Below are 13,023 nucleotides of genomic sequence, written 5' to 3'. Positions count from 1 at the left end.
ACCTCCTATTCGCCGCCGTAAATGTGGACTTGGTAATTACTATCAGCTGTTTCCTTAGCAATTAACGCCTGTACATTATCAACAGAACCAATCTTTATCTCAATTGGAACATCGCTAGCTAAATATTTCTTAGCTGTTGATAAAACCAATTGCGTAAAGCTTTGAATTTGCTCATAACCATAAAATTGAGTGGTAATTGAAATATTTTCTTGAGCAAGTTTGCCATTCTCATAGCGTAAAGTTGCTGTTACTCCACTAGTATTAGGGAAGTAATTTTGAATGGCAGTCTTAAAACTGTTAAAATTCGACGCATCATGACTATTAATAGCTTTAGCATTACCAACTGTTGGTAAAACTTGCGTTTTTTCCGAAACAGTATTCCATTTAGTTATTTTACTACTATTAGTGGCCGCTGTCCCATAAGCAAAGTAACTTCCTCCAACTAATGAATCTTTACTAGTTTTAGAAAAGAGTCCAATAGTAATTGGAATATTCTTTAAAGCCTTCTTTTTACGCAAACGAGCCACTATTTGTTCGGCCATCTTTTCACCTTGAGCACGTTGAGTGCTTCGAGAAATATTCATTTGATATTGAGGACCATCTTTTACTTTTTGATAGTAGTCAACTGAATTCATGGCCAATCCCAAACTCATCCCACCAAGATGGTAAGAAGAATTGGAGCCTTGTAAATAATTCTGTTCAATAATTTCTTCTAAATAGTATGGATTATAGTTTTTCTTAGTTCCGGCAGCTGGATTAAGTCCATCTGGATTACTTTTGGACTTTCTTCCTAACCAATCAGTTACAGTTGAAGAATCTAAATATTGACCTTCTTGGAAGACATATGAACTTGGTGAAAACATCTTCTTAGAGATTTGAATTAAGCCACGTTCAAGTTCACGAGTATCAACCGAATTATCGTTATCAGTGGCCGTTAGACCATTGATTTGACTAGTTACATAGCGGCCATTTTTAAGTAAAACCGTATAACCATTTTTACCAGTATTAGTCGTTTGATAGCTTTTTGTGCGCGTATTTGAAGTTGTGGTAGCATTATTAGCCAAATCTGACTTTTTCAAATTACCACAAGCAGTTAAAGTTGTCGCAACTCCAAGTAAAGCTAAAATTTGAAAATATTTTTTCACAATTAGATTGTCCTTTATTCTATTTGTGCAATTGCTTCTTCTTCAGTTAAAAGCGGTATACCAAGATTTTCGGCCTTTGTAAGCTTAGAACCGGCATCTTCACCATGAATTACATAGTTAGTCTTTTTAGAAACTGAACCAGTAACTTTAGCTCCCAAAGCCTGTAATTTCTTAGTAAATTCACTTCTACTATAATGCGCTAATTTCCCTGTTAAAACAACCGTCTTATCCTTAAAGAAATTATCTTCAATATCATCTGAACTAATATCTTGACCAAGATATTCCATGTTCAAACCACTTTCTTCAAGCTCTTCAATTAATTTTTGAGCAGAAGGTTGAGCAAAATAAGTTGTTAAAGATTCCGCAATCGTCGTCCCTATTGTATCGATTGCTGCGACTTCTTGCACGCTTGCAGCCATAATCTTAGACATATTTTTAAACTTTTGTGCAATTAAGCGCGCTGCTTTTGCACCAACATGATCAATTCCAAGTCCAGTCAAAAGAAGTTCAACTGAATTTTTCTTTGAATTATCAATAGCTGTTAATAAGTTGTTAATAGATTTTTCTTTAAAGTGATCAAGTTTACCTAATTCATCCGGAGTTAAGTGATACAAATCTGCCACATTATGAACTAAGTCATTATCAATCAATTGTTTAACAATCTTTGGTCCTAATCCAGCAATATTCATAGCCGGACGAGATGCAAAGTGGATAATTCCTTCTTCAACTTGTGCAGGACAAGATGGATTGATGCAGCGCAGAGCAACTTCATCTTTTAAGTGCACCAATTTTTGTCCACATGATGGACACACAGTTGGAATTTCATAAGGTACTGAATTCGCAGGACGTTTAGATAAAACAACTTCCGAAATTTCTGGAATAATATCCCCGGCCTTATGAATTTTTACTGTATCACCGATGCGGACATCTTTTTGCTTAAGCAAGTCTGGATTATGCAAAACGGCACGTGATACAGTCGTTCCAGCAAGTTGAACCGGATCCATAACCGCAGTTGGAGTAACCACACCAGTACGGCCAACAGTCCATTCAATATCACGGACAATAGTTTCTTGTTCTTCTGGTGGAAACTTATAAGCAATTTCCCAACGAGGAACTTTAACGGTATTACCAAGCTCTGCTTGTAAAGCTAAATCATCAACCTTTAATACAATTCCATCAATTCCGTAAGTTAAACTATCTCTTTTTTCAGTGTATTCATCAATAAAGGCAAATACTTCATCTAAATTAGCTAACTTACGACCCGTTTCATTGATATGAAAGCCGAGATCATGCATTGCTTCAATTGCTTGGTGCTGACTAGTAATGTCTTCTGGTGGGTTAACCCAAGTATAAATGAAAGTGCTAAGATCTCTCTTCTTAGTAACTTTGGCATCAAGCTGACGAAGAGATCCAGCAGCAGCATTACGCGGATTGGCAAATACTGGTAAACCTTTTTCATCACGTTCTTGGTTTAACTTGGCAAAAGCTTCTTTACCCATGTAACATTCACCACGGACTTCTGTAGTTAATGGTCTCGGCAAAGTCTGTGGAATGTCGCTAATATAGCGTGCATTTGCAGTTACATCTTCACCAACTGAACCGTTACCACGAGTAGAAGCGCGGACTAACTTCCCTGTTTCATATTCAAGTGAAAGTGACAAACCATCGATTTTTAATTCGACATTGTAAGCTACTGGATGTCCAACTAATTTTTGAATTCGCGCATCAAATTCTTTTAGTTCATCTTTTGAAAAGACATCCCCCATCGATAGCATTGGCACATCATGTCGTACCTTAGTAAACTCACTATCGATTTCACCACCAACTCTTTGAGTAATTGAATCAGGTGTAACTAATTCAGGGTAGCGACTTTCAAGTTCAATCAAACGTTGATACTTTTGGTCGTAAACATTATCTTCAACTTCTGGCGCATCTTTTGAGTAATAGGCTTCGGCCCATTCATTAAGTTGCTTTCTTAACGCAACAACTTCCTTTTTCGCCTCATCAAGAGTTATATCTGCCATCTTATCCTCCTGACTATTTTTTAAATATATTCTTATTATACCTTCTTAATTGGTGCAAATGCAGCAAGAAGACGTTTAACACCTTTATTAGCAAAGGCAATATCAAGTTCCATATCTTCACCTTCGCCATTAACTTTCATAACTACGCCGCGGCCCCAAGCCTTGTGCTCAACTTGGTCGCCAACATTCCAGCCCTTCTTTTCTGCACCAACAGCACCGGAAGCCTTCTTAGCAGTATAAACTTCAGCTCTGGCAGCTTCAGCTTTACGTGCAAAAGGAGCAACTTGCTTACCATATGAGCTAGCCACAGAACTTACACCACTTGAGCTTTCAATATCCATATCCTTATCTTCAATTTCATCCAAGAATCTTGAAGCAGGATTATTTTGAATTCTGCCATACATCATTCTGGAATATGCGTTAGTTAAAAATAGCTTCTTCTTGGCACGAGTAATTCCAACATAAGCAAGACGACGTTCTTCTTCAAGTTGAGAATCATCCATCATTGAACGAGAAAGTGGGAACAATCCATCTTCCATTCCGATCAAAAATACGACTGGGAATTCAAGTCCTTTAGCAGCGTGTAAAGTCATCAAAGTTACTTGGTTATCATCATCTTCAATATCATCTTGATCACTTAAAAGAGAAACTTCAGCTAAGAAATCACTTAATGGATTTGAATCATCTTCGTCTTGTTCATATTTATCATCAAAACGCTTGGTAACTGACAAGAATTCATCTAAGTTTTCAAGACGAGTATCAGCTTCAATCGTATGTTCATTTCTTAAGGTAGTACTATAGTCAAAGTCTTCAAGGACCTTTTCAGTTAAGCCGGTTACTGAATGATCTTTAGCAAAATTGATTGCATCATGAAGTTTAGTAGCAAAATCACTAAGTTTAGCCGCTGCTCGAGTTGAAATAGATGACATCGCAACGTTATCCATCGCCTTCAAAGCATCGAAATTGTTTTCATCCGCAAATGCCAATAACTTATCTACGGTTGCAGCACCAATTCCACGTTTAGGTGTATTGATAATTCGATTCAAACTCATGGTATCGGATGGATTAGCCACCAATTTCAGATAAGCCATTACATCCTTAATTTCCTTACGGTCGTAGAACTTGTGACCACCAACAATTTGATAAGGAATATTTGATTTAACAAAAGCTTCTTCGACTGTACGTGATTGAGCGTTAGTGCGGTACAAAACGGCGAAGTCTTTGTAATTATACTTGCTATCAGCTACTTCATCTTTAATTTTAGAAATAATAAAGTGAGCTTCATCGTCACCACTTTGGGCCTTATAATAAGTAATCTTGGCACCATCACCTTGATCTGTCCAAAGATTCTTAGCTTTACGATTTTGATTGTTTTTAATGACTGAGTTAGCAGCTGACAAAATGTGACCAGTAGAACGGTAATTTTGTTCAAGTTTAACAGTTTGGACACCATCATTTTTGTAATCTTGTTCAAAGTTCATGATGTTTTCCATATTGGCCCCACGCCAACCATAAATTGACTGGTCTGCATCCCCAACGACACAAATATTCTTATATTGGGCAGCAAGTGCATGAGTTAACTCATATTGAGCTTGGTTAGTATCCTGGTACTCATCAACAAGGATGTAACGGAACTTATTTTGATAATAATGTAAGGTTTCCTTATCCTTTTTGAAAAGCACTAAAGTTTGCATAATCAAATCATCAAAGTCCATAATTTGATCACGTTTAAGTCTGCGTTGATATTCCTTGTAAATCTTAGCAGCCATCTTATCAAATGGTGAAGATGCACTCATTTCAAAAGCTTCAGGAGTAAGTAAATCATTTTTTCCATTTGAAATAGCAGATAAAATACCTCGTGGATCATACATCTTAGGATTGATATTCAAATCCTTTTGAATATGTTTAATCAATGTCAATTGTTCGGCTGAATCTGCAATTGAAAAGTTATGACTGTAATCAATCTTGTCAGCATCACGACGCAAAATTCTTACACAAAGAGCGTGGAAAGTGGACATCCAAATACTTTCGGCAGATGGACCAAGCAATTTTTGTTCACGTTCACGCATTTCATTTGCGGCCTTATTGGTGAAGGTAATTGCCAAGATATTCCAAGGATTAACGCCATTTTCCTCAACTAAATAAGCAATCCTACGAGTTAAAACTGATGTCTTACCTGATCCAGCCCCGGCAACAACCAAAAGCGGACCTTCCGTAGTTTCAACAGCTTGTTTTTGCTGCGGATTCAACCCAGCTAAAATAGATTCTTTGCTCATATTAACTCCCTTCACAAACCTCTCTTAAAAAATACAGCGTTACTATTATATCAAAAAAGGAAGGACCTGAATCACTCTCGGTCCTTCCTTTTAATTTTATTTATCATAATTATCTAAATGATATTGATTAATCAAGTTGATCAACTTATCTGCATAATCTGGATCAGTGGCATAGCCATCCTTAACCAAAGCATGTGCCTGCTCTTTATAATCTTTTGAAGCTAAAACATGTTGATATTGCTTTTTATTCCAAGTTGTTCCATTTTGGAATAACCGTGCATGTGCTCTAATGGATGCTTCGTATGAATCATAAATTTGAAAACGTGCCTTTACTTCAATCCATTTGCCTTTTACGTATTCTTTTGTCGTCAAAACAGCTGAAGTATTCGGATTAGCGCTTTTTACTCCGAATAAATTGTTATATTTCTTTGATAAGTCACTTTGACCATAATTACTTTCAAGACAAGCTTGAGCAATGGTAATACTTGGAAGCAAATCATATGACTTATCTACTTCTTTTGCGATTGGCCCAATTTCCTTAATAAAGGCCTTACGCTTACGCATTATTTCTTCTTGTTCTTTTTGTTTTTGAAGCTGTTCTTGTCTAATTTGTTCAGTTTGAATCGCATATCGGCGATAATATCTAAATGCCGCAAATGCAATAATCAATCCAAATAAAATCAAAAATACTTTAATTACTACAGGTACGCTCCGCTTTTTACGCCTTTTTGCCATAAAACTTCCCTATTCACAAACTCACAATTTTTTACTTAAGTATAAGCAGACCAAATAAAAAAATAAAGGTCTGACTTGAATTTTTATATAAAAAAAGAAGCCGCCTCAGCGACTTCTTATTCAGGTGCGGGCGAGAAGACTCGAACTTCCACGATCTAAAGCGATCACAAGATCCTTAGTCTTGCGCGTCTGCCATTCCGCCACGCCCGCGGTACTCAATAATAGTACCCCAAATTTACAACTTATGCAAGTAAATCTGGAAATTTATTTAAAACTTTTTTTCAAAATTAATTTTCCACGGCATTTTCCACAGCGATAGCGTCTTGTATTAATCCTTCGAATGCGTGGATACTGCAAGCCGCAATTTTCACATTGATATAAATAATTAATTTTTCTTTTACGCTTTAAACCAATATCAGGCGCATAGCGACTGCCACCAACTTTTTGGAGCAATACTTTAAAATCACGATTGCGATGTTGGTATCCCATCCCTAAAAGATGCAAATGATAGTGGCACAATTCATGTTTAATAATACCAACCAAATCATCATAATGATCTGCCGTTAAAAAATGAGCATTGATTTCAATATGATGATCATCCAAATGATAGCGTCCGCCCGTTGTCTTCATGCGATGATTTATCTTCACGCGATGCCGAAACGATCGTCCAAAATATTTTAAAGAAATTTCTTCAACTAAACTTTGTAATTCAATTTGATCCATTTTTAATTGCGAATTATCTTTTGATAAATTGCTGCCTCTCTAGGCGTCGAAATATGACGTTTTAAAGCAGTAACTACTTTTTGCTTAAAACTATGCTTACCATCCATCCAAGTTCCTGTGAAGAGATGAATAGTCTTAGAATGAGCGCTTGGATTGCAAAGAACGCCATCAGAATAAACACGAATATCATCCTTTAACAATTGTTCAAAATTGCCGGTTTTCAAATCGTAATTTTCTTTCAAAATATCAGTAACAGATAAACTGTTTACACCTGCCATTTGATTACTTTTATCAAATTTAAAATCAAGATCCACATAATAATTCAAAATATCTTTAATAAAAGGATGTCCACTTTCTGCACCAAAAATTGCAGCTGAAAGATAATCTTTATTTTCAAAACCAATAAATGCACGATTAGTTAATAATTCATCTAATTTATCAATAACACGCACATCTGTATCTAAATAAATGCCACCTTGCTCATAAATAACGCGTGCTCGAATATAATCGGAAACAAATGCCCACTTTTTAGCCGCATATGCTTCTTCAATATAACGATTTTCGTGCATATCAAAGTTTTCTTCATTCCATTCGATGATTTTATAATCGGGTAATTTTTCATGCCAGGTTTGAATACATTCCTCAATAATCTTCGATTTAGGATTATGTCCTACCCAAACATAATGAATAATTTTTGGAATCATTTTATTATCCTCGTTTAAAGAAATTCTTGACTAGCTTGATTATATCTTGATTAAAGTCCAATTTCATAATAAACATTAAAACTGTATATATTATTATCATTACTATTGATTTTAATGCCATATTGAAAAAGGCAGATGGAATGATGTTAGGCATAATCATCCCCAACGCTAAAGTAACAATTGCTATTAATAAATATTTTGGAACATCATGAAAAACATATTTAAAGTTATAGGCGTCTCTAACAACCCATAATCGCAAAATCAAAACAATAAATTCTGTAATCAAAATTGCAATCATAGCCCCCATAGCACCATAAGGACGATCTAGCAAATAGCTTAAAACAATTTCCAAAATAGCGCCAATAACAACAGGAAAAGCATAATCCTTATCACGTTTATTAGCTAAAGCAAATTGATTAGCAAAAACACCACCAGTAGGAATCATAATGATCGTTAAGGTAAAGAAAAACATAAGCGGTGTCATTGGTACAAATTTTTGTCCAAAGAAAAATGGTACAAATTGTTTAGTATTAGCCATAATAATCACTGAAAACAAAGTTCCCAGCATTACAGTTACTTCTAATGACTTTTTCAAAACAATTTTTTGTGTTTTCTCACCTTCACTTGCCATCTTAGGCATAATAACCAATGAAATACTGGTAATCACACCTAAAATCATATTAGAAATTCGTTGCGAATTATCATAAAAGGCTACCTGCGTTGAATTTTGAAAAATTCCCAAAATCGGCTTATCAAGGGAAGTATAGATTTGTGTAGCGATCTGTGGAATCATCAGAGTAATAATCGCTATAATTGTCGACTTATATTTATAAAAATGGCTAACAGGTTTGCCGACATAGCGATGAATATCAAGCCAAAATACAAATGAGCCCAGCATCGTTGAAACCGACATAATGAGTAGATATTTCCACAAATCAGTTGATGATTTAACCCAAAGCAAAATCAAAACGACGCTGACCAGTTTTACAGCCGTGTTTTTCAAAACAACGCGTCCGAAATCTGCTAAACCTTGAAAGAACCAGGAAATATCCACTTGCGCGGAAATTAAATATGGCGCCATCAATAAAATATAATTCCAATATTGGACTCTAAAAAATATACAAACTAAAACTGTTATTGCAATAGTTACAATACCGGCTATTCCCTGAAAATACCATAACCCCCAAAAAGCCTCTGTAAGATCTTCCGGAGTCCCATAAGCTCGTGTACGTGAAATAGTTCTCATCCCGATATAAGAAACAGACAAGGTACAAAAGACCATCAAAAACTGCATAGTATTATTAACGCTGCTATAAATACCATAAGTTTTAGGTCCTAAAACTCGAGACAAGTACGGTACAGTGATTAAAGGCACCAATACCAAAAAGATTTGGTAAACGGCATTATACAATATATTTAAAAAAGTTCGTCTCAATCTGTTTCACCTATTTACCGGTAGTCATAAAATCAAAACTTCGCTTACAATAATCATCACCATTAACTTCATCAGTTAAATGAAGCCAGTATAAACGACGATTGATGATTTGCTGGTTGTCTAATTGGTCCAAGTTATTAATCAATTCACGTTGTGAATTAACACAGATTCCTGGAGTAATTTCTTCATAGGGGCCAATAAGTAAACCACGCACTTTTTCATATTGTTTAAGAAAATTAGTAACAAAGACAATTGGCTTGTTTAATTCCAAATAATCGAAATAAATTGATGAAAAATCAGTCATTAAGAAATCAGTATCACCTAGCAATTCGTACAGGTCGTAATTGTGATCAAACAAGTAATCATTATTCAAAAAGGTGATGTTGGAATATTTGCTGTCAAAATTGGCAAACAAGCGCATTTCATAGGGATGCAATTTTACGATCAAATATTGATGACGCGCTTTTAAAGCAGCATTCAACTCTTCGCCATCAAAATCATCAAAAGCAAAGAAATTGCCTGTCTTGATTTTTTCCATAATAGATACATCTTCTAATTCATAACGAAAAGTTGGCATATAGATTCCAATTTGAGCTTGCTTATCTTCAATATCAAATAGATCCTTAAGCAACTGCTGCCTAGAAATTATTGGCTTTTTTAAATAATCGAGTCTTGGAAAACCAATCTTTTGGTACTTTTTACTTTCAATTGCATTGCATGAACTCATTAAAGTTTCATAGAGATCCGAACTTGAAGCAACAATATCCGCATTTTTATGCCATAATTTTTCATTACGCTTATTGTCTTTGTAACGAGTATTGTTAGCCATGATCCCCATTCGCTTAAGTGGGACCCCGTGCCAGAATTGTAAGTTAATTTGACCTTTTCTTACCTTAAATGGTTGATGAGTAGTAATAACGTACTTAGCAGCACCAATCTTTTGCCAAGTTTCCCATTTAAAGTGGGATGATGGCCACGGCTCAACTAATGTAACATTGTATTCAGGATGGTTAGTTTGCAAATATTTATAAAATAAGTAACCGTTAGATCCTGAACGGCCTGCTCCATTTAAAATTACGATATTATTATTTTCCATTGTCGTAAATTTTGCTAAAAAACTCATCCAAGCCAAATAAAGGCGAAATAAAAAACTTTTCATTGATCTTATATTCTTCCTACAAAAATAATCTTTCTTTTAAGAGTACAAAAAAAGCTTGAGTAAACTCAAGCTTTTCTTAATTATTTTTAAAATTTTTATTCTTTACCAGCTTTTCTTTGAAAGAATTTGACAATTTCAACAATGAGAATCATACAAATTCCACTTACAAGAATAACTAACCATTGTCCTCCATCAAGTTCTGTCACATCAAAGAACTTTGTCATAAATGGAAGCTCTACGGCCGACATAATCAAAGCAGCAATCAGAATTGCCCAATTGAACCACTTATTTGAGAAAATATGCTTTCTAAAGATTGATTGATGAACATACTTAGAGTTAATTGCGTGGAATAACTGAATAAGCCCAAGAGTAAGAAAGGCCATTGTTAATGCATCCCCATGTTGAAGAGCAGGTTCATTTACGTGAGGACCTACGTGAAGTCCAATTTGGTAAGCACCAAGAACTAAAATTCCTTCTAAAATTCCTTGATAAATAATTGAACTGGCCACCCCACCGCTAAAGAAGTTAGATTTTCTACCACGAGGCTTACGTTTCATAATTCCCTCTTCAACCGGTTCTACTCCAAGGGCAATCGCTGGAAGAGTATCAGTTACCAAGTTAATCCACAGAAGTTGCACGGGTGCTAAAATATCCCACCCTAGCATAGTCATCATAAAGACGGTTAAAACTTCACCAACGTTACAACTCATTAGGTAAAGAATGGCTTTTTGAATATTACTAAAGACCTTACGCCCTTGCTTAACAGCTTCTACGATTGTCGCAAAGTTGTCATCGGCGAGGATCATATCACTAGCTCCTTTTGATACTTCTGTACCGGTAATACCCATACCGATACCAATATCAGCTTGCTTCAAACTTGGAGCATCATTAACACCATCACCAGTCATGGCAACAATCTTACCATTGGCTTGCCAAGCCTTAACAATTCTAACCTTGTGTTCGGGTGATACACGTGCATAAACATTGTAATCAGCGACGTGCTTAGTGAAATAATCGTCACTTAATTCATCAAGTTGCGCACCAGTTAAAACTCGTTCACCGTGGCCTGGCTTAAGAATACCGAGTCTTTCAGCAATTGCCTGAGCAGTTACTTGATGATCCCCAGTAATCATGACGGTTCTAATACCTGCTCTATGAGCTTCTTCAACTGCAGCTTTAGCTTCTGGACGTTCTGGATCGATCATTCCAACTAGTCCAGCAAAGATTAAATCTTGTTCAACATTGTCAGTTGATGGATCATCATAAGGCTTATCAACATTTTTATAAGCAAGTCCCAGCACGCGAAGTGCCTTTTTGGCCATATCTTGGTTGGCCGTAAGAATTTCACTTCTTTGAGCTTCAGTAATTGGTGTAATTTCACCATTAATATTAATAGAAGTTACTCGCTTCATTAATTCATCTGGAGCACCTTTAACGGCAACAAAATATTTGTCACCATCAATATTTACAGTACTCATTAATTTACGTTCTGAATCAAATGGAACTTCTTGAACACGCTTGTACTTATTAAGAAGGGCATCAACATCAATCTTTTGATCAAAGGCATATTGAATCAATGAAGTTTCAGTTGGGTCACCTAACAAGTTACCGCCATTTTCAATCTGAGTATCATTAGCGAGAATCATTGACAGTAAAGCAGGATTTGTTTCAGAAATTTCCTCATCATCGTCATGAAGTTTCCCTTGGTAAAATACCTTTTCAACTGTCATGCGGTTTTGAGTTAAAGTACCTGTTTTATCTGAACAAATAATATCAGTCGCACCTAAGGTTTCAACTGCAGGAAGCTTTCTAACAATTGCCTTATGCTTGGCCATTGTTTGAGTCCCAAGTGCCAAAATAATAGTAACGATCGCAGGAAGTCCTTCTGGAATTGCGGCAACTGCTAGCGATACAGCAACTAAGAACATATTAATCATAAGAGTTGAATTACGTTGTGCTGGATCAGCCTTCAAGACGCCCACGACAAAGACAATCACACAGATTGCCAAAATCATAATAGTTAAGGTCTTGCCAAGTTGATTTAAGTTTTCTTTCAAAGGAGTGTCAGTTTCATCGGTATCATTTAGCATCGTCGCAATTTTACCGACTTCAGTATTCATTCCCGTCGAAACAACTACACCTTCACCACGACCATAAGTTACATTAGTACTTGAATAAGCCATATTTACTCGATCAGCCAAGGCAACATCTTCGTCAGCTAAAGTTTCTGTATGCTTATCAACAGGAACCGATTCACCAGTTAATGCAGATTCTTCAATTTTCAAACTATGAGCTTGAGTTAAACGCAAATCTGCTGGAACAACATCACCTGCTTCAAGTAAAACAATATCACCAGGTACAAGTTCTGGACTGGGAACTTCAACAATTGCACCATTTCGCTTTACATGGGCATTTGGTGTTGCCATCTCTTTTAAAGCCTCGATAGCAGCCTCTGAGCGAGCTTCTTGGAAAACACCCAAGATAGCATTCAAGATAACTACGATCATGATGATTGCTGCATCAGTCCATTCTTTAGCGACAACTCCACTTAAAATGGCAGCCACGATCAAAACAATAATCATAAAGTCCTTGAATTGATCAAGGAAGCGCATAAACATGCTCTTCTTCTTTTTAGCCGCTAAAGCATTTTCACCATACTTTTCAAGTCGCTTTTTAGCTTCTTCGTTGCTTAAACCATCTACTAAAGATGTTTGCAAGTCTTTTTCGACTTCGGAAATATTTTGGGTGTAATATTTTTTAACCACTTTCTTACCTCCTATAACAAAAAAGAGACCTATATGCTTGTCGCACATAAGTCTCAC

The 13,023-nt window shown here is 36.0% G+C and carries 9 protein-coding genes and 1 tRNA gene; all 10 read right to left on the bottom strand.

Annotation, left to right across the window (positions count from 1 at the left end):
• Nucleotides 1–5: 5 nt before the first annotated feature.
• A complete protein-coding gene (locus NFR82_RS01955) occupies nt 6–1,145 on the bottom strand; it encodes a CamS family sex pheromone protein (protein ID WP_251716469.1) in 1,140 nt (379 codons plus the stop codon).
• Nucleotides 1,146–1,159: 14 nt separating this feature from the next.
• On the bottom strand, nt 1,160–3,169 hold the full coding sequence (gene ligA / locus NFR82_RS01950; RefSeq protein WP_251716468.1) for an NAD-dependent DNA ligase LigA: 2,010 nt from the start codon (nt 3,167–3,169) through the stop codon (nt 1,160–1,162).
• A gap of 35 nt (nt 3,170–3,204) precedes the next feature.
• A complete protein-coding gene (gene pcrA / locus NFR82_RS01945; protein WP_251716467.1) occupies nt 3,205–5,445 on the bottom strand; it encodes a DNA helicase PcrA in 2,241 nt (746 codons plus the stop codon).
• 96 nt (nt 5,446–5,541) lie between these two features.
• Nucleotides 5,542–6,180, bottom strand: coding sequence for a glycoside hydrolase family 73 protein (locus tag NFR82_RS01940; protein WP_251716466.1), 639 nt, complete (start codon nt 6,178–6,180; stop codon nt 5,542–5,544).
• A gap of 125 nt (nt 6,181–6,305) precedes the next feature.
• A tRNA-Leu gene (locus tag NFR82_RS01935) sits at nt 6,306–6,390 on the bottom strand.
• A 54-nt stretch (nt 6,391–6,444) separates the two neighbouring features.
• Complete coding sequence (locus tag NFR82_RS01930) at nt 6,445–6,903, bottom strand: SprT family protein (protein WP_251716465.1); 459 nt, start codon at nt 6,901–6,903, stop codon at nt 6,445–6,447.
• A gap of 2 nt (nt 6,904–6,905) precedes the next feature.
• On the bottom strand, nt 6,906–7,607 hold the full coding sequence (locus NFR82_RS01925) for a glycosyltransferase family 32 protein (RefSeq protein WP_251716464.1): 702 nt from the start codon (nt 7,605–7,607) through the stop codon (nt 6,906–6,908).
• A 4-nt stretch (nt 7,608–7,611) separates the two neighbouring features.
• Nucleotides 7,612–9,042, bottom strand: a complete 1,431-nt coding sequence (locus NFR82_RS01920; protein WP_251716463.1) for an oligosaccharide flippase family protein — start codon at nt 9,040–9,042, stop codon at nt 7,612–7,614.
• A gap of 10 nt (nt 9,043–9,052) precedes the next feature.
• Nucleotides 9,053–10,201: a CDP-glycerol glycerophosphotransferase family protein gene (locus tag NFR82_RS01915; protein WP_251716462.1), complete on the bottom strand. Its 1,149-nt coding sequence runs from the start codon at nt 10,199–10,201 to the stop codon at nt 9,053–9,055.
• 95 nt (nt 10,202–10,296) lie between these two features.
• Nucleotides 10,297–12,966 (bottom strand): calcium-translocating P-type ATPase, PMCA-type, encoded by a 2,670-nt coding sequence (locus NFR82_RS01910; RefSeq protein ID WP_251716461.1) that lies wholly within the window; start codon nt 12,964–12,966, stop codon nt 10,297–10,299.
• Nucleotides 12,967–13,023 lie beyond the last annotated feature (57 nt).

The sequence above is a fragment of the Lactobacillus agrestimuris genome (genome assembly GCF_943193025.1).
GTDB lineage: Bacteria > Bacillota > Bacilli > Lactobacillales > Lactobacillaceae > Lactobacillus > Lactobacillus agrestimuris.
Note: the sequence above shows the minus strand (reverse complement) of the source record. Positions and strands in the feature narration are given on the sequence as shown.

Bases quoted from the DNA above. Each gene is read 5' to 3' on its own strand.
- ligA (WP_251716468.1), bottom strand. From the start codon at position 3,169: ATGGCAGATATAACTCTTGATGAGGCGAAAAAGGAAGTTGTTGCGTTA.
- pcrA (WP_251716467.1), bottom strand. From the start codon at position 5,445: ATGAGCAAAGAATCTATTTTAGCTGGGTTGAATCCGCAGCAAAAACAA.
- NFR82_RS01940 (WP_251716466.1), bottom strand. From the start codon at position 6,180: ATGGCAAAAAGGCGTAAAAAGCGGAGCGTACCTGTAGTAATTAAAGTA.
- NFR82_RS01930 (WP_251716465.1), bottom strand. From the start codon at position 6,903: ATGGATCAAATTGAATTACAAAGTTTAGTTGAAGAAATTTCTTTAAAA.
- NFR82_RS01925 (WP_251716464.1), bottom strand. From the start codon at position 7,607: ATGATTCCAAAAATTATTCATTATGTTTGGGTAGGACATAATCCTAAA.
- NFR82_RS01915 (WP_251716462.1), bottom strand. From the start codon at position 10,201: ATGAAAAGTTTTTTATTTCGCCTTTATTTGGCTTGGATGAGTTTTTTA.